The sequence below is a fragment of the Paenibacillus polysaccharolyticus genome (genome assembly GCF_900102085.1).
Taxonomy (GTDB): Bacteria; Bacillota; Bacilli; order Paenibacillales; family Paenibacillaceae; genus Paenibacillus; species Paenibacillus polysaccharolyticus.
This window is the reverse complement of record NZ_FMVM01000001.1, coordinates 560,038-577,837: the sequence shown is the minus strand read 5'-3', so window position 1 is coordinate 577,837 and position 17,800 is coordinate 560,038. Positions and strand designations below refer to the sequence as shown.

Below are 17,800 nucleotides of genomic sequence, written 5' to 3'. Positions count from 1 at the left end.
GGGAACCTGTGTTGATGTATTGTCACGGGTTCCATTTTGTATAGAAAGGACACGGAACAGATCAGAATGGGCATAGAGCAATTACTCGAGAAGGCCGGGGCGTATATCAAAGAACCCGATCTGGTGCGCATACGAGAAGCTTACGAATTTGCTGATCAGGCTCACCACGGACAGACGCGAAAATCGGGAGAACCGTATATTCTGCATCCGCTTGCGGTTGCCGACATTGTTGTGAATATGCAGATGGACACCATCTCCATTATTGCAGCACTTCTTCATGATGTAGTAGAGGACACTACGGTGTCGCTTGAAGAGATCCGCACTCATTTCGGCAATACGTGTGCCATGCTTGTTGACGGCTTGACGAAGCTGGAACGCATCCAGTTTCGCTCCAAGGAAGAACAGCAGAACGAGAACTACCGCAAAATGTTCATCGCCATGGCGCAGGACATCCGTGTCATCGTGATTAAATTGGCTGACCGTCTGCATAACATGCGGACCCTCAAATTTCAGTCGGAAGAAAGCCAGCGCCGGATCTCGTATGAGACACTGGAGATTTTCTGTCCGATTGCAAACCGTTTGGGGATCTCTGCGATCAAATGGGAAATGGAGGACATCGCCCTCCGTTATTTGAATCCGCAACAATATTACCGTATTGCAAATCTGATGCATAAGAAACGTGCAGAACGTGAGCAGTACATCGACACGGTAATGGACGGCATTACAAGTAAGCTCGAAGAGATGGGCATTCAAGCAGACTTGTCTGGCCGCCCGAAACATATCTATAGTGTGTTCAAAAAAATGACAACCAAGAACAAGCAGTTTAACGAGATTTATGACCTGCTTGCCATTCGTATTATTGTGGATAATATCAAGGATTGTTATGCTACGCTCGGCATTATCCACACATTATGGAAGCCGATGCCTGGACGATTCAAGGATTATATTGCCATGCCAAAAGCCAATATGTATCAGTCCTTGCATACAACCGTGGTGGGGCCTAACGGGGAGCCAACCGAGGTGCAGATTCGTACCTGGGATATGCACCGTACAGCCGAGTTTGGTATCGCGGCACACTGGGCTTATAAAGAAGGAACTGCGGCAGGGCCTCAGTTTGAAGATAAAATTACCTTTTTCCGGGAAATTCTTGAACTTCAAAATGAAGCGCAGGATGCTTCCGAATTTGTCGAATCGCTCAAAATGGATTTCTTCTCCGATCTGGTGTTTGTATTTACGCCAAAAGGGGAAGTTATTGAATTGCCAAGTGGCTCCGTACCGCTAGATTTTGCCTACCGTATTCATACCGAGGTGGGAAATCGAACCATTGGTGCCAAAGTAAACGGCCGAATTGTTCCGCTCGACTATCATCTCAAAACGGGCGATATTATCGAAATTTTAACTTCCAAGCATTCTTATGGTCCAAGTCAGGACTGGTTGAAAATTGCGAAATCTTCTCATGCAAGGGCGAAGATCAAACAATGGTTCAAGAAGGAACGTCGTGAAGAGAACGTAGAAAAAGGCCGGGAGAGCTGCGAGCGAGAGCTGAAACGTATGGGACTTGATCCTTCTGCGTGGATGACTGATGACAAGCTAATGGAAGCGGCCAAGAAATTTGCGTTTAATGATATCGATGATATGTTAGCGGCGGTTGGTTTTGGCGGGATTACAGCCGCTCAGATCGTCACAAAAGCAACGGAGAAGCTCCGTAAAGAGCAGGAAGAATCCAATCTGCTGGAACTGAATTCCGAGATGCGTGAACTGAAGCCGGCTCCTGAACGCAGAAACAGACCAACCAACGGTATTCGTGTCAAAGGCATTGATAACCTGCTGGTTCGCTTTGCGAGGTGCTGTAACCCTGTGCCTGGAGATGACATTATCGGTTATGTTACACGCGGCCGTGGCGTTTCTGTTCACCGCAGTGACTGTCCAAATATCCCTACAAGTGCGGATGGAGAAGAGGCAGCACGGGTAATTGAAGTCGAGTGGGAAGAGAATATCGAATCGAGCTACAGTGTCGATATTGAGATTACAGGTCATGATCGCAATGGACTGCTCAACGAGGTGCTTCAGGCTGTTTCCGAAAGTAAAACAAATATATCTGCTGTCACCGGACGGACGGATAAAAATAAATTAGCATTGGTGCACGTCACCATTCTGATTCGTAATACAGATCATTTGCATGCCGTTGTGGAACGAATCAAACGGGTGAAGGATGTTTATTCTGTACACCGAATTATGCAGTAAGGAGTCCGTAAGATGAGAGTGCTGGTACAACGCTGTAAAAAGGCTCAGGTAACCGTGGGAGATGAATTGACAGGCAGAATCGAATCCGGTTTAATGCTGCTTGTAGGCATAACTCATGATGACACGGAGAAAGATGCGATTTACTTGGCAGATAAAATTAGCGGGCTTCGCATTTTCGAGGATGAACAGGAAAAGATGAATCTCAGCTTGCTGGATGTAGGTGGTGCGGTTCTGTCCGTTTCCCAGTTTACGCTGTATGGTGATTGTCGTAAAGGCAAACGCCCAAGCTTTGTTGCGGCGGCTCGTCCAGAAGCAGCTGAACGTTTGTATGAAACGTTTAATCAGTTGTTGCGAGATAAAGGGATTCAGGTGGAAACGGGACGTTTCGGAGCGATGATGGATGTTACGTTTACGAACTGGGGACCGGTTACCCTTATGTTAGAAAGTCCTTCGCGAGACTGAAGTTCGCATAAATGCGCAGTGAAGGGGTCATAATGAGAGAGAAGTAAACGTTGGTATTACATTGTACTTGTAACTTTGTTGACCAAAGGAGTTTCTCTTAATTATGCGCCAATCTGCAAAAGTAACCAAGAACCAGAACGAGCCGCTAATGATGCCTGGCAATCTGGCGGAGTCACTTCAACTTGCCCGCTCTGCCGCTGCTCATGTGTCCACATTGTGGATGTTGCAAACATCAGATAAAGACAGGCAGGAGCATCATCCACGACCATAGCTTAACCATGTAATAAAACAAAATAGTTATGCTCAAAACCCCGGTTGTCTGACAATCCGGGGTTTTTTGCTGTATGATTCAAATTTAATCTTGGAGGCAGGCCGCAAAATCAATTCAAAATGAATGGATTGTTATAAAAGGCACTCCTTGGGGTAATAACAAAACGAGGCACAAAAGAAGTGCCAAGGATAGAATTAATCTCTCTAGGTTTAATCACATTCGAATACGGAAAGGAGACCATAGATCATGAGTAAAGTTGCTTTTTTGCTTGCGAATGAGTTTGAGGATTCAGAAATGAAGGTTCCGTACGATGAGGTGAAGAAGGCTGGACATGAGGTACACATTATCGGGTTAAAAGCGGGTGAGACGCTTCAAGGCAAGGGCGGCAAGGCTTCCTATACGACGGACAAAGCGATCTCAGAGGTTAACGCATCAGATTATGATGCTGTCGTTATTCCGGGTGGGTCTTCGCCGGAAAATTTGCGAACAGACGCAAATATCCTGAAATTTGTTACGGAAATCAATGCGGCTAACAAACCAATCGCTGCAATCTGCCATGGTCCGCAAATTTTGGCTAGCGCAGGTCTGCTCAAGGGACGAACAATTACATCTTATCCTCCACTCAAGGATGACATGGTCAATGCAGGAGCCGACTTCAAGGATCATGAAGCGGTTGTCGATGGGAACTACATTACTTCCCGTACACCTGAAGATGAACCAGCATTTGTTCGTGAATTGATGAAAGTAATATAAGCATTAAAGGGTAAACTGAATACGTTGATGGCATTCTAATGATATATTTTATTCCATAAAGGAGGGTTTGACATGGCAAAACATATTCAGGCGTATTTTCGAACCGAGGACGAGGCAGAGGGTGCAAGAACTTCACTATTGACGTTCCATACCGAGCAGCTTGAAGTAGGTCAACTGGATGCTGCCATTGGCAGGGATACACGAGTTATGGTTCCACTGGTTCCTTATAATACGGCTGGTGGTGTAGGCACGAACGGTGCTATGGGTGTAGGGGCAGCTCCTGGGGTTCCAGCTAGCGAAAATGTAATTCCAGTTGTCACTGATGTCAATCGTGACACTGAACGCGATCCCCGCAACAGAGTGAACGAGGACGGAGATATGCTGGATGCCTCAGATGTGACTTCGGCTGATTATAGTGACCTGCATTATGTTCTGTCTGCCAAAGTAAGAGATGAGGATTATGATGCGATTGTTCATAAGCTTCGCTCTAACCATGCCTATGTGGAAGAACTCGATTAAATTAATAGATATTAAGCTAGCCCTTACGTTGCCCGGTCTTCAATTACCGGGAAGACGTAAGGGCTTTTAATTATATGCGAAGATTTGTTGCATACTGCAAATGTGCTGGCGAAAATGAAAAGATGTTGTGGGAAAAACAAATATTAAAGCGCTATCATTTTTGTAATATTCCTGTAATGTTAGTAACACAAGCCTTTAACAATGTGCGTTTATAATAACAGACATGACCCCCTTTTTTTATATATCCTTTGAACCTGCACACCGTGTGCAGGTTATTTTTTTCTGTTTTTTTTCTATCTTAGGATGTTAGCCCTTGACTTTAGTACTGCGGTTCATTACAATCAGAAAATAATACGTTGACTGTAGTCAACAAAAGTCGTTTTTTTGAAACATATGACTGATTTGATGACGGGACCAAGTACTCCGTACCCACATGACCAGAGAGGAATCCCCAAGGCTGTAAGGATTCTCTTGATGAGCGGACGAATGACTTCCCCGAGAACAGACGGCGAACAAGGCAGAGAAAATCTGCGGATCTTAGTAGCTGGCCTGCGCATGACGTGCGTTATACGTGGAGCGGAAGAGCTGTTGATCTGGATGTAGCATTGAAAACATCCTGACGTAATAGCAATAACCTGAACGGCTACAGGCTCAGGCTTCCGGAATGTGGGTGGTACCACGGGTGAATGTATATAAAATCTCTCGTCCCTTTGTTTGCTTTTGATAAGCACACAGGGCGAGGGATTTTTTTGTTTTCACGTTGATTCTCCCTGTACACCGGAACGTAGAGTGTAGAACCAATCTGTAGAAGCGAAGCGTTCGCCTTTATCCCCGGATTTTAAACATTTTGAAATTGGATCAAAAAAATCCGGGGATAACAGCGATCGGAAGATGGTACTACAATCGAAGTGGTCAAGTGTACATTGAGAATTAACGTTTACAGAGAAAATCAATGCTGGAGGGATACAGATGGGTTTTCAGAAACCGACAGGAACACAGGATTTGCTGCCTGGTGTAGTGGAGAAGTGGCAGTATGTAGAAGAAAAAGCACGGGATCTGTGTAGACGTTTTAATTATCGCGAGATTCGCACGCCGATCTTTGAGCAAACGTCTTTGTTTGTACGCGGCGTAGGAGAAACGACAGATATCGTTGAGAAAGAAATGTATACCTTTGATGACAAGGGCAATCGTAGCATGACACTTCGTCCGGAAGGAACAGCTGGCGTAGTTCGTGCTTACGTAGAAAATAAGCTATATGGCGAACCGGATGTGAGCAAGCTTTATTATATCGGTCCGATGTTCAGGTATGAGCGTCCGCAGGCTGGTCGTCAGCGTCAGTTCCACCAGTTCGGTGTAGAAGCTCTTGGTGCAGTTGATCCGGCAATTGATGCTGAAGTTATTGCACTTGGTTATCAATTGTGTGTGGAGCTTGGCCTAAAGGATGTCAAAGTGGAAATCAACTCGGTGGGGAATGCAACTAGTCGGGCGGAATACCGCGAGACACTGCTGGGTTTCCTTAGACCAATGAAAGATACACTTTGCAAAGACTGCCAATCCCGGATGGAGCGTAACCCGTTACGTGTACTGGATTGTAAGGTGGATCAGGATAAATTCGTTGGGGCTCCGTCCATCTTGGACAGCCTGGATGAAGAATCATTGAGTCATTTTGCTAAACTACAAGCGTACCTGGACGATTTCGGCGTAGACTACGCGGTGAACAACCGTCTGGTGAGAGGGCTGGATTATTACACCCTGACTGCATTTGAGCTAAAAGCACAAGGGATTGGAGCCATTGATACCGTTGGTGGCGGCGGCAGATATAACGGTCTGGTTGGCGATATTGGCGGACCGGATCAGCCGGGCATCGGCTTTGGTATTGGTCTGGAGCGTATTCAGCTCATTCTGGAGCACCAGAATATTGAAGTAACAACACTGGCTCCGCTCGACGTATATTTCGTCGCTCTTGGTGAGTCAGCGGATCGTGAGGTCAATCGACTGTTGTTCAAGTTACGTCAATCCGGCTTATCTGGTGAGCGTGATTATCTGGGCCGTAAGATGAAAGCACAGATGAAATCGGCTGACCGTTTCAAAGCTCGCTATACGGCGATCCTTGGGGATGACGAACTGGAGCGTGGCGAGATATCACTCAAAGCGATGGATACAGGTGAGCAGCAGACCGTGAAACTGGATGATCTAGTTGCTACGTTACGCGGAAATAATTAAGAACCTAAGATGGAATGACAATTGTAGAATCGGCAAGTGGCTATGGTGAAAGGATTCCGGTTGTACGGATGGTAATCTCCAGAGACAGGATGCCTTTCGAATAATAAATCTTCACGTAACCGGATTGTGGGTGGCATGCTACAAGCTTGTCTTACACAGAACGGAAATTTAACATAAGAGGAGTTTGGTTATGAAAAGAAGTCATCATTGCGGCGCATTAACAAACGCACATATCGGTGAAACAGTAACATTGAACGGCTGGGTACAGACCCGCCGTGACCTGGGGGGCGTACTCTTCATCGATCTGCGTGACCGCAGCGGAATTGTACAAGTTGTGTTTAACCCGGCATATTCCGGTGAAGCATTGCAAATCGCAGATCGTGTACGCAGTGAATATGTCATTGCGGTAACAGGTAAAGTGGTTAAACGTGATGCAGAGACCGTAAACAAAAACTTGCCAACAGGCGAGATCGAAGTTCAAATTACCGAAATCGAAGTGTTGAACGCAGCCAAAACACCTCCATTCTTCATCGAAGATGGCGTTGAGGTAGATGAATCCCTGCGATTGAAATATCGTTACCTGGACCTGCGTCGTCCGGAAATGTTCGAAACATTAAAACTGCGTTCCAAAGCGTCTAAAGTGTTCCGTGATTATCTGGACGGAGAAGAGTTCGTTGAGGTAGAAACACCAATCTTGACCAAGAGCTCGCCGGAAGGTGCGCGTGACTATCTCGTACCAAGCCGTGTGCATGAAGGTGAATTTTTCGCTCTTCCACAATCCCCACAAATCTACAAACAATTGTTGATGGTTGGTGGACTTGAGCGTTACTACCAAATCGCACGTTGTTTCCGTGATGAGGACTTGCGTGCAGACCGTCAACCGGAATTCACTCAAGTCGACATCGAGACGTCCTTCTTGCAACAAGATGACCTGTTGCCGATGATGGAACAATTGATGGCGAAATTGCTGCGTGAAACGAAAGGCATTGAGCTGGAGCTGCCTTTCCAACGGATTACGTATGCTGATGCGATGGGTAAATACGGTTCCGACAAACCGGATCTGCGTTTTGGCATGGAACTGGTGGAAATGAACGATATCGTAGCAAACAGCGGTGTGAAAGTATTTGCTTCCGTCATTGAGAAAGGCGGCGAAGTGAAAGTACTGAACGCTAAGGGCTGTGGTACTTGGAGCCGCAAAGAGATCGACGATCTCGGACCATTCGCTGCCCGCTACGGCGCTAAAGGCCTTGCTTGGATTCAAGTAAAAGATGGCGAGTTCAAAGGGCCAATCGTGAAGTTCTTTACGCCGGAAGAGATTGAAGCTGTTAAAGAACGTACAGGCGCTGAAGAAGGCGACTTGTTGCTCTTCTCCGCTGACACGAAAAAAGTGGTTGCTGATGTTCTCGGTGCTCTGCGTCTGAAAATCGGACGTCAACTCGGTCTGATCGATGACAGCAAATTCAAGTTTGCTTGGGTTGTGGACTTCCCGCTGCTCGGCTATGATGAAGAAGCGAAACGTTATGTGGCGGAACACCATCCGTTCACACGTCCAAAAGACGAAGATGTACATCTATTCGACACAGATCCGGGTGCAATCCGCGCTCAAGCCTATGACCTTGTACTGAACGGTTATGAAGTTGGTGGCGGTTCGATGCGTATCTACAAGCGTGATGTACAAGAAAAAATGTTTGCTGCGCTCGGACTTACGCCAGAAGTGGCTAATGATAAATTCGGTTATTTGCTCGAAGCATTCGAATATGGTACACCACCACATGGCGGTATCGCCTTTGGTCTGGACCGTCTCGTGATGTTGCTGGCAGGACGCACAAATCTGCGTGAAACCATTGCCTTCCCGAAAACGGCAAGTGCAACTGATCTGTTGATGAATGCACCATCCGAAGTAGATGGATCTCAACTCGAACAACTTCACATCCGTGTAGCCCGTAAACCTGTCGCGGAAAAGAAATAAAGGAGGCATCGATTTTCAATGCTCCATCAATTTTCAAGAACAGAGCTTGCGATCGGACCTGAAGGTCTGAATACGCTCAGAAATAGCACGGTAGCCGTACTTGGCATCGGCGGTGTGGGCGGGATTGCTGTAGAAGCACTTGCCCGCAGCGGCGTTGGCCGGATCATCCTGATTGACAAAGATGTAGTGGATATCACGAACATCAACCGGCAAATTCATGCACTTACCACGACAGTAGGTCAGAAAAAAGCCGACTTGATGGTAGAACGTGTGAAATTGATCAATCCGGAATGTGACGCCATTGCGCTGAACATGTTTTATACGGAGGAAACGTATGAGGAATTGTTCAAGTACGATCTGGATTATGTACTGGATGCTTCCGATACGATTATCTACAAAATACATCTCATTAAAGAGTGTCTTAAACGCAAAATTCCGATCATCTCCAGCATGGGCGCTGCGAACAAAATGGACCCGACGAAATTCCAGGTTGCGGATATTTCGAAAACGTCCATGGACCCGATTGCCCGTGTGGTGCGCACCAAGCTGCGTAAAGACGGCATCAAAAAGGGTGTGAAGGTAGTATTCTCCACCGAAGAGCCACTCAAGCCACGTGCAGACGTGACGCAAAAGATCGTTCCAGAGAATGCGCCGGAGATTCGCAAAGCGAAACAGCCGCCGGCAAGTAACGCTTTTGTCCCGCCGGTAGCTGGTCTGATTATGGTCAGTGTTGCCGTGAAAGACTTGCTTGAAAAAGCAGAGAAGTCAGAGGCATAAGCCGAAACAACAGATCAAATTAAGCCACATCGTATACAGATACACAAATAAAGCGCGGGTGCTATGAGCACCTGCGTTTTTTGGTGCCGATATGTCAGGATTACGTCATGTACTTCACTTTGAAAACGGTGTATGATATGTTTTGCTGCGCGAAATGATGATACATATATAATGGTTTGCGGCTAGAGAGGGGAACAGAACAAATGAAACACGGGTGGTTGTCCAGACAACTGGGCATGGAACCAGAAGATCAGTGGAAGAAGGAAATTGTGGCTGGCGCCATATCCTATTTTGCGGTCGTTTATATTGTGATGGTGAATGCCAAGATTCTTTCCGATGCGGGGATGCCGTTGCAGGCGGCCATGGTAGGTACATTGCTCACATCCATTGTAGGATGTTTACTGATGGCTTTTGGGGGTAAATCACCGATTGTTGTAGTGCCCGGCATGGGAATTAACGCATTTTTCACATACACGCTTGTGCACTCGATGAAACTGACTTGGCAGGAAGCACTGGCTGTAGTGGCTGTAACTGGTGCTTTGTTTGCTGTCGTTGCCTTTACGTCGTTATATAAAATGATCAGCGAAGCGATTCCAAAAAATCTGCAGCATGGCATCACGGTTGGAATTGGATTGTTTCTAACCTTTATCGGATTGCAAAAGAGCAGCATTGTGATTGCTCATCAGACAACCTTTGTTGCCATCGGGCACTTCAATGATCCCAATGTCATTACGGCATGTGTAACACTTGTGCTCGCCGTTATTTTATTTATTCGAAATGTGCAAGGCGGTTTGCTCATCAGCATTTTAATTGGGACAGGACTTGCTTATGTGCTCGGAGCGGTACATCCCGGTGAAGCGGTATCTGCCATGGAAGCACTGCGGCAATATGGCGGTCTGTTTGGTGAATTATCTCTGATGAAACTGGCGGATATTGCATTCTGGATTGCTGTTTTTCTACTGTTATTAATAGTTGTGTTTGAAAATATCGGGCTCATCACCGCGCAAACGAATATGATTGGTCGTCCGGAACGTTTCAAGGGCAGTCTGCGTGCACTGTCGGTTAGCACGGTGCTGGCTGGTATCTTGGGTAGCAGTCCGCCGGTAGCGGCAGCGGAGACTACAGCGGGCATCGCGGCAGGTGGCCGTACGGGTTTGACTCCGCTGGTAACAGCTGTGCTGTTCGGCGCGACCTTTTTCTTCATTCCGCTGCTCGGGTATATTCCCGACAGTGCGATTGCCCCTATTTTGATCATCATCGGTGGTTTGATGGTACAGGGTGTCAGAGATATGGATTTCAGCGATTTTACCGAAGCATTTCCGGCGTTTCTGATCATGGTCATGATTCCTTTTACATATAGCATTGTGGATGGAATGGCCTTTGGCTTTATCGCGTATCCGCTGGCCAAACTGGCCGCTGGAAAAGGAAAAGAAGTGCCTGTCGTGATGTATGGCATTTCGATTCTGTTCCTGGCGAACTTTGTATTGCATGGTATTTTGTAAAACAAAAAGTGATGAGATAGAGAACGGGAGGAAGATGGATGGAAGAACAGGGAATGCAAGAACAGCAACAGCAACACTCGGAGTCGAATAAACCGAAAGTCGGAACAAAAGGATTCAAGGATTTTGTTAGACTGATCGCTTCCACAAATCCGCCAAAATTGATCCTGACCGTGGCTCTCATCTTGACATTGATTCAAACGACGGCGGGACTTATCGTTCCTTTGATGACCAAAGGTCTCATTGATGGACTGACCACATCTGCTCTAAATAAATCCGTTATATTTCTGCTACTCGGGGCGTTTGTGATCCAAGCCATTGCTTCAGGAATTAGCATCTATATGTTGAATTATGCCGGGCAACGTGTCGTGGCGACGCTCCGCACCAAGCTGTGGAACAAGGTACTGTCCCTCCGTATGCCATACTTCGACCGCAATCGTACGGGGGATACAATGAGCCGCATCACCAATGACACCAGTCAGATTATGACATTAATTGCGGATTATCTCGTATCATTTGTTTCTAACATCGTTGCGGTAATCGGTGGGGTTGCACTGCTCTTTTATCTGGATTGGGTGATGTCACTCATCATTCTAAGCCTGGTGCCGCTGACCATGCTGATCTTGTTGCCAGTCGGCAGAAAAATGTACAAAATCTCCAAAAAACAGCAGGATGAGATGGCTGGACTGACGTCGGTGCTCAGTCAGGTGATTAGTGAAATTCGTTTGGTCAAAGCGTACGGAACCGAGAAGCAGGAATCGGAGGCGGGAGATTCCCGCATTCGTAAAATGTTCGCTTTTGGATTACAGGAAGCACGCATTCTGGCGTTGATCGGGCCTTTGTTTACTTTTGTTATGACGGCTGTGCTCGTCGTTATTCTTGGTGTCGGAGGGATGCGGGTTGCTTCGGGGATATTGTCGCCGGGGGAACTGGTTGCGTTCATTCTGCTACTTTTCCAAGTTATAATGCCTATGGGGCAGTTCACAACGCTGTATTCACGTTTGCAAAAAGTCGTAGGTGCTACCGAACGCATCCAGGCGATTCTTGCGGATGAGGAAGAACCGGATCATAACACAAAGCTGGCTCCCCAAGGCAATGAAACAATTGCATTTCACGATGTGCATTTCTCTTATGTTACAGGCGAAGAAGTGTTGCATGGCATTAATCTAACGGTGCCGACTCGCAAAGTAACAGCCATTGTGGGTCCGAGCGGAAGTGGTAAGTCTACGCTGTTCTCCTTGCTGGAGCAGTTTTACTTGCCTGATTCGGGTCACATTTCGTATGGGGGAGAAGAGATAACAACGTATTCGCTCGCTTCCTGGCGTAGCAAAATTGGCTATGTATCACAAGAAAGTCCGCTGATGGCAGGTACGATTAAGGATAATATCACGTATGGCCTCAATCGTGAAGTAACGATGGAGGAGATCAGAAGAGCCGCGGAGATGGCTTATTCGGCTGATTTTATCGACAAACTGCCACAAGGCTTTGACACTGAAGTGGGTGAACGCGGAATGAAGTTATCCGGGGGACAGCGTCAGCGGATCGCCATAGCCCGTGCGTTGCTGCGTAGCCCGGATATTCTGATGCTGGATGAAGCCACCTCTAGTCTGGACAGTACATCCGAGTACGAAGTTCAGCAGGCGTTATCCAATCTGATGGAGGGTAGAACCACCATTGTCATTGCACATCGATTGTCCACTGTCGTGGATTCAGATCAGATTGTAGTATTAGAACATGGTCATGTGACTGGAACGGGAACTCACGCAGAATTAATCAACACACATCCCGTTTATCGTGAACTGGCGCAAAAACAGTTTGTGGCACAGGATGGAGAAGGTAGTACAAGCAGCAATGGGGAAATACAAAACAAAGAGTAGCGCTCGACAAATAAAGGGATGAGGAATGAAGGATTTCTGCGATACCTGTGAAGGTACCATTCAGCAGAGTCCTTCTTTTTTTGGCAAGGACTTCATGGTTTGATTTGTTCATATGGAAAATGGATATGGCTTTCAGTTGCCCTTTGTGATATATTGGGTATCCTTTTGTATTGCACGATCTACAGCGATGCAGAGCAAACATATATTCTTAGGAGGTAACTGAAACATGTCAGACAGCTTTCAAAGTGCCTATCAAGAAGAAGAGTACAGGTTAGCGCGAACGATGGATGAAGTGGATCGTCAGCTTACACGGTTACGGAACTTTCCGGTGTACACTGGTCACGATTTCACGGAGCAAGTGCTGGAAGCCGGACGTGAAGAACGCCGGAATGCCTTGTCCAAGAGCGCGCAACAACCCTATTTCGGACGCTTGGATTTCGAAGAGCAGGGCAGTGGTGAACGGAAACCGCTGTATATTGGCAAAGTCGGCGTAGACCGCGAAGAGATCGGTGAGCATCCGCTTGTCATCGATTGGCGCGCTCCTGTCGCGAGCCTGTTTTACTCTTTTACCGGAGGGGAAGCCTCTGCAACGTATGAAGCCCCTGAAGGGCTGATTGAAGGTCTGGTGTACCTGAAACGAAATGTCGTGATTCGTCAGCGCATACTGGAACGTGTGGCAGATACGTATAACCGGGACAGTGACCAGCCTGCCGTATCCGATGAGTTCCTCGTGTACCGCCTTGGTGAAAATAAGGACAATAAGTTGCGGGACATCGTATCCACGATCCAGGCCGAGCAGGATCAGATCATTCGGGCGGCGAGAAACACCGCATTGATCATTCAGGGGGTCGCCGGATCAGGGAAAACTACAGTGGCTCTGCATCGCCTTGCTTTTTTGCTGTACCAGTACAAGGAGCAGGTGTCGGCGGAGAAAATGGTTATTTTTGCACCCAACCATATGTTTCTCGATTACATCTCGGATGTATTGCCAGAGCTTGGTGTAGGGGATATTCAGCAACAAACTTTTCCCGATTGGGCGATGAATCTGCTAGGGCTGGAAATGCCACTTGCAGATGCGTCAGAGACGTTGCAGACGTGGTTCGAAACCCCTGCTACTCGGCCTGAACTGAACGATGATGTCCCTGGACGTTACAAAGGCTCGATTCGTTTCATGGAACTGATCCGGGAGTGGTTGTCGGGGATGGAAGAAGCATCTGTGCCGGATGGCGATTTCAGTCCATGGGACGGTGCGGTGCTCAGTAAACAGGAGATCGATAACTGGTTTGGAACGGAGTACAAACATTATCCGCTGGCTAAACGCAAAGAGCGGGTCATGGCACGTGTTCACCGCTGGATCGAAATGGAATTGAAAAAGCCGATGCCAGAAACGGTGCGTAAAGAACGTAAGAAAAAGGCAGCAACGCGGGAGAAATCCTATGCCAAAAAGTGGCCTGAATACAATCCGCTGACGTTGTACAAACAGCTGTTCAAGGCGGTGAAAGGCGGGGCTGTACCTGCTGAGCTAAGCAACTTGATACCCAAAGCAATCATGAAACAAACTGGTGCAGATTTGAAGAAAGATGTCATTCGAGAAGAGGACCTGCCGGCACTGGTCTATATCCATACGCTGGTGCATGATATTGAAGGAGCTGAGCGTTTTGACCACGTTGTCATTGACGAAGCCCAGGATTTCTCTCCGTTTCATGTTGCGCTGCTGGATCAGTTCGTGAAAGGACATTCCTTCACTATTTTGGGGGACTTGTCCCAAGGTATTCATGAGTACCGCGGTGTTCATGCGTGGGAAGAGATGAGTTCGTTGTTCCCGGAAGAACAGAATGCGTATTTTGCCTTAACCCGAAGCTATCGTTCCACGATGGAGATTATTGATTATGCCAATACCATCCTGGAGCAGGGTGTGAAGAGTGGGATTACGGCGATTCCCGTGTTCCGGAGCGGTGATCCGGTGCGTACGCTTGCATACGGGAGTGAAGGACGGACGGGGAGTTTAGAGCGGGCACTGAAGATGCTTACCTCGAAAGATTATCGGACGGTGTCCATCCTGACGCGAACATTGCATGAAGCCGAAGAACTCCATCGTGAGCTTCAGGCGGCGGGCTGGGATTTGAACCTGATCGACGGTGGTAAAAAGCAGTACAGCGGTGGACATTCGATTTTGCCTGTGTATCTGTCCAAAGGGCTTGAATTCGATGCAGCTATCGTGGCTGATGTTGATCAGGAGCACTATTATCCTGGCGCGGGTGATGCGAAGTTGCTCTATGTCGGCTGTACACGGGCTCTGCATGAATTGTGGTTATTCCACGACGGCAACATGCCGGCGTATGCGGCGACAACGCATAATCCCGAAGGTGAACAGGTTACGATTCAAGGCTGGCCGGATGAGACTGTTTCATAGATAAATAGATCACATAGTACTAAGCTATATAGATATAGAGGCATGACGCAGGTTAACCCTGACGCATGCCTTTTTTGTATTGGAAGATGAAGGTAGGTTTCTTATACAGAGGGAGATACGTCTTGTTTTTTCTTAGCTGAACGCGGTTCACTAGATAGATGCCCACCCCGATTAGTACTCCTCCAGCTCCGACAAACCATTGAACTTCTTCATTCAACAAAATCCAGCTTGAAAGAACGCCGAAGAACGGTGCGAGAAACAGGTAGCTGCTGGTCTGGGCGGGATCACTGTTCTGTAACAGATAAAACCAGAGGGAAAACTGCATGATGGAACAAATCAGCGTTAGATATAACAACGATAGGATAGAGACTGGAGTTATTGTAAAATGAGGCTGCTCCGTCCATACACTTAGCAGAAGCAATGCTACACCTCCGGCGAGCATCTGATAAGCCGTAAGCACGAAAGTGTCATAATCAACGCCCCAGCGCTTAATCAGGAGTGTGGATACGGCAAATGAAATTGCTCCGCCAAAACCGATCCAGGTCCCCGGGGTGAAGCTCATATGCCATCCAAAGGTAAACAAAATGCCGACAAACCCAACAATTACGCCAATCCACTGGCTTAATCGATATCTCAGGTTATATAGTAGCGCACTGAGAACAATGACGATCAATGGATTCGTAAATGTAATAATGGCCGATTCACCGGATGAAATCCAGTTCATGCTGTAATAGGCGCAACCCATCACCCCGGCGGATTGAAACAAACCGATGAGCATGATTTTACCCCAAGATCGCCATCCCCTCGGTAAGGGGTGCTTACGCAGGGCCAGGGCCATCAAACCACCAGCAAGGATGTACCGCAAGCCCATCAATAGAAAAGGTGGTGCGTAATTGAGTCCTATTTTACCTACAGGAAAAGAAGTTCCCATAATGAGCGTCGTCACGATAATTAAAACGATGTATTTGACTGGTTTTAAGGAAGCTGGTACGCGTTTCGCTCTAGCTGGATTATGAATTGTTGCGCTCATAATGTCTGTCCTCCATCGACAGTAATAAGTTGTCCTGTCATGGATCGCTGTTCAAGAGCAGCGCAGACCATGTGGGCGATGTCCTCTGGCTGAGCGATTTGCTGTAGTAACAATTGTCCGCCGAGTTGGTGCATTCGTTCCTCATTGCCAGCCCACCAACGTGTGGAGACAGCTCCAGGAATGATGGCATTTACACGTATGAGCGGGGAGAGTGCATGGGCTAGAGATAAAGTCAGACCATGTACTGCTGCTTTGGATACGGCGTATGGAAGAGATGAACCCGAACCGGTGCTGCCTGCAATACTGCCCATATTTACAATGGCACCTCCACCGGCCTGCTTCATTCCTTCTGTTACGGCACGAGCACAATGAAACATACCTTTCACATTCACATCCATCAGTTCGTTCCAGATATCATCTGTGACAGCTTCCAGATCGCTGAGGGGGATATGATGGGTCATGCCCGCGTTATTTACAAGGTCGGTGATGGGGCCATAGATTTCGGTTACTTTTGCGACCATTTGGCGAACCTCTTTGTCATTTGCAATATTCCCCTGAATGGAAAATGCTTGCCCGCCTTGATTTAGGATATGCTGAACGGTTTCTTCTGCGGCCTGCTGTGATCGAGAATAGTTCAATACGACCCGTGCACCGCGTTCAGCCAGCAAGGTACTGACCGCGCGGCCTATACCTGTTCCTCCGCCTGTAATTAAAACCACTCTATCGGTCCAGTATGTCATCTCGAACACTCCTTCTTTTGTTTTCAACCATTGAATTTCGAACAACAGATGAATATGTCATCATTGTAGTACGCTCTGGCAAGAGAGTATAATGATTACAAATGAACTGGATATCATTTTGAATGATGTCAGAGCGGAGGCATGATGGAGAGCGGGGATCTTCGAATATTTCAATGTGTTGCACAGGAAGGAAATCTGACCAGAGCTGCAGCCAAGCTGGGGTACGTTCAATCCAACGTTACGGCACGCATCAGGCATCTGGAAGCTGAAGTAGGCACACCTTTATTTATCCGTCACAATCGGGGAATGACGTTGTCTCCAGCGGGAGAGACGTTATTAACTTACGCAGATAAAATCATTGGTATGTTGAATGATGCATCCAAAGCGCTCCAGGCTACCAATACACCGTCTGGCCCTTTGCAAATTGGTTCCATACAGACAGCCGCGGCGGTAAGGTTGCCACGTCTTCTTGCAACATATTACAGCCAGTACCCGGAAGTTTCACTAGCGCTGGCTACAGGTCATTCACAAATGCTTATTGACCAGGTTATCGGGTATGAATTGGAAGGCGCATTTATTGGTTGTTCTTGCGACCATCCTGATATTAAATCTGTGGATGTATTTGATGAAGAACTTTTTGTGATATCGTCTCCTAGTCTGTCAGAGGAGGAACTGATCCGAAAGCCGATATTGGTTTACAGTATGGGGTGCTCTTACCGTAAAATTTTGGAGGACTGGATGCTTCTGAGTGGTGTTCACAGGCCTGTTATTATGGAATTTGGGACGCTCGAGGCGATTATCAGTGGCGTTGCCTCTGGAATGGGCATCTCTCTATTACCTGAAATCGTCATTCACCAGCAGATCAAAAGTGGTTTGCTGCGTAAATATGCTCTTCCGGTTGGCATGAACCGTATGATGACAAGATTTATTACTCGTAAGGATGCGTTTGTCAGCAGTGCGCTTGGGGCATTTATGGCGATGCTTCCGCAGGAATGATATGATAGCGAGTGGAGATTCATTTTA

General features: G+C 47.3%; 14 protein-coding genes. 12 read left to right on the top strand and 2 right to left on the bottom strand.

Annotated elements, in window-relative coordinates; genetic code table 11:
* Nucleotides 1–66: 66 nt before the first annotated feature.
* From BLQ13_RS02435 to BLQ13_RS02390, 11 genes are all read left to right on the top strand, one after another.
* Nucleotides 67–2,244, top strand: coding sequence for a RelA/SpoT family protein (locus BLQ13_RS02435; protein ID WP_090915582.1), 2,178 nt, complete (start codon nucleotides 67–69; stop codon nucleotides 2,242–2,244).
* A 12-nt stretch (nucleotides 2,245–2,256) separates the two neighbouring features.
* On the top strand, nucleotides 2,257–2,706 hold the full coding sequence (dtd, locus tag BLQ13_RS02430) for a D-aminoacyl-tRNA deacylase (protein ID WP_090915580.1): 450 nt from the start codon (nucleotides 2,257–2,259) through the stop codon (nucleotides 2,704–2,706).
* Between the two features lie 103 nt (nucleotides 2,707–2,809).
* Entirely contained in the window at nucleotides 2,810–2,977 is a 168-nt protein-coding gene (locus BLQ13_RS28405) for a hypothetical protein (RefSeq protein WP_167375617.1), read from the top strand.
* Nucleotides 2,978–3,223: 246 nt separating this feature from the next.
* Complete coding sequence (locus tag BLQ13_RS02425) at nucleotides 3,224–3,730, top strand: type 1 glutamine amidotransferase domain-containing protein (protein WP_090915578.1); 507 nt, start codon at nucleotides 3,224–3,226, stop codon at nucleotides 3,728–3,730.
* Between the two features lie 72 nt (nucleotides 3,731–3,802).
* On the top strand, nucleotides 3,803–4,249 hold the full coding sequence (locus tag BLQ13_RS02420; protein ID WP_090915576.1) for a hypothetical protein: 447 nt from the start codon (nucleotides 3,803–3,805) through the stop codon (nucleotides 4,247–4,249).
* A 969-nt stretch (nucleotides 4,250–5,218) separates the two neighbouring features.
* Nucleotides 5,219–6,472, top strand: coding sequence for a histidine--tRNA ligase (gene hisS, locus BLQ13_RS02415; protein WP_090915575.1), 1,254 nt, complete (start codon nucleotides 5,219–5,221; stop codon nucleotides 6,470–6,472).
* A gap of 190 nt (nucleotides 6,473–6,662) precedes the next feature.
* Nucleotides 6,663–8,441 carry an aspartate--tRNA ligase gene (gene aspS / locus BLQ13_RS02410; RefSeq protein WP_090915574.1) on the top strand — a complete coding sequence of 593 codons (1,779 nt, stop codon included), beginning with the start codon at nucleotides 6,663–6,665 and terminating at the stop codon, nucleotides 8,439–8,441.
* Nucleotides 8,442–8,459: 18 nt separating this feature from the next.
* Complete coding sequence (locus BLQ13_RS02405) at nucleotides 8,460–9,218, top strand: tRNA threonylcarbamoyladenosine dehydratase (RefSeq protein WP_090915572.1); 759 nt, start codon at nucleotides 8,460–8,462, stop codon at nucleotides 9,216–9,218.
* 203 nt (nucleotides 9,219–9,421) lie between these two features.
* On the top strand, nucleotides 9,422–10,720 hold the full coding sequence (locus BLQ13_RS02400) for an NCS2 family permease (protein WP_090915570.1): 1,299 nt from the start codon (nucleotides 9,422–9,424) through the stop codon (nucleotides 10,718–10,720).
* A 38-nt stretch (nucleotides 10,721–10,758) separates the two neighbouring features.
* Complete coding sequence (locus tag BLQ13_RS02395; RefSeq protein WP_090915568.1) at nucleotides 10,759–12,594, top strand: ABC transporter ATP-binding protein; 1,836 nt, start codon at nucleotides 10,759–10,761, stop codon at nucleotides 12,592–12,594.
* Nucleotides 12,595–12,820: 226 nt separating this feature from the next.
* On the top strand, nucleotides 12,821–15,007 hold the full coding sequence (locus tag BLQ13_RS02390; protein WP_090915566.1) for a HelD family protein: 2,187 nt from the start codon (nucleotides 12,821–12,823) through the stop codon (nucleotides 15,005–15,007).
* Nucleotides 15,008–15,059: 52 nt separating this feature from the next.
* Here the strand turns inward: BLQ13_RS02390 and BLQ13_RS02385 are convergent, their stop codons facing one another.
* Both BLQ13_RS02385 and BLQ13_RS02380 read right to left on the bottom strand, forming a co-directional pair.
* Nucleotides 15,060–16,037 carry a DMT family transporter gene (locus BLQ13_RS02385; RefSeq protein ID WP_090915564.1) on the bottom strand — a complete coding sequence of 326 codons (978 nt, stop codon included), beginning with the start codon at nucleotides 16,035–16,037 and terminating at the stop codon, nucleotides 15,060–15,062.
* Nucleotides 16,034–16,777, bottom strand: a complete 744-nt coding sequence (locus BLQ13_RS02380; protein WP_090915562.1) for an SDR family NAD(P)-dependent oxidoreductase — start codon at nucleotides 16,775–16,777, stop codon at nucleotides 16,034–16,036. Before BLQ13_RS02380 ends, BLQ13_RS02385 begins: the two co-directional genes overlap by 4 nt.
* Nucleotides 16,778–16,921: 144 nt before the next feature.
* Between BLQ13_RS02380 and BLQ13_RS02375 the strand changes: the two genes are divergently transcribed.
* Nucleotides 16,922–17,773 (top strand): LysR family transcriptional regulator, encoded by an 852-nt coding sequence (locus BLQ13_RS02375; protein ID WP_090915560.1) that lies wholly within the window; start codon nucleotides 16,922–16,924, stop codon nucleotides 17,771–17,773.
* Nucleotides 17,774–17,800: the final 27 nt, after the last annotated feature.

Coding starts and splice junctions, on each gene's coding strand:
- BLQ13_RS02435 (WP_090915582.1), top strand. CDS start 67: ATGGGCATAGAGCAATTACTCGAGAAGGCCGGGGCGTATATCAAAGAA.
- dtd (WP_090915580.1), top strand. CDS start 2,257: ATGAGAGTGCTGGTACAACGCTGTAAAAAGGCTCAGGTAACCGTGGGA.
- BLQ13_RS28405 (WP_167375617.1), top strand. CDS start 2,810: ATGCGCCAATCTGCAAAAGTAACCAAGAACCAGAACGAGCCGCTAATG.
- BLQ13_RS02425 (WP_090915578.1), top strand. CDS start 3,224: ATGAGTAAAGTTGCTTTTTTGCTTGCGAATGAGTTTGAGGATTCAGAA.
- BLQ13_RS02420 (WP_090915576.1), top strand. CDS start 3,803: ATGGCAAAACATATTCAGGCGTATTTTCGAACCGAGGACGAGGCAGAG.
- hisS (WP_090915575.1), top strand. CDS start 5,219: ATGGGTTTTCAGAAACCGACAGGAACACAGGATTTGCTGCCTGGTGTA.
- aspS (WP_090915574.1), top strand. CDS start 6,663: ATGAAAAGAAGTCATCATTGCGGCGCATTAACAAACGCACATATCGGT.
- BLQ13_RS02405 (WP_090915572.1), top strand. CDS start 8,460: ATGCTCCATCAATTTTCAAGAACAGAGCTTGCGATCGGACCTGAAGGT.
- BLQ13_RS02400 (WP_090915570.1), top strand. CDS start 9,422: ATGAAACACGGGTGGTTGTCCAGACAACTGGGCATGGAACCAGAAGAT.
- BLQ13_RS02395 (WP_090915568.1), top strand. CDS start 10,759: ATGGAAGAACAGGGAATGCAAGAACAGCAACAGCAACACTCGGAGTCG.
- BLQ13_RS02390 (WP_090915566.1), top strand. CDS start 12,821: ATGTCAGACAGCTTTCAAAGTGCCTATCAAGAAGAAGAGTACAGGTTA.
- BLQ13_RS02385 (WP_090915564.1), bottom strand. CDS start 16,037: ATGAGCGCAACAATTCATAATCCAGCTAGAGCGAAACGCGTACCAGCT.
- BLQ13_RS02380 (WP_090915562.1), bottom strand. CDS start 16,777: ATGACATACTGGACCGATAGAGTGGTTTTAATTACAGGCGGAGGAACA.
- BLQ13_RS02375 (WP_090915560.1), top strand. CDS start 16,922: ATGGAGAGCGGGGATCTTCGAATATTTCAATGTGTTGCACAGGAAGGA.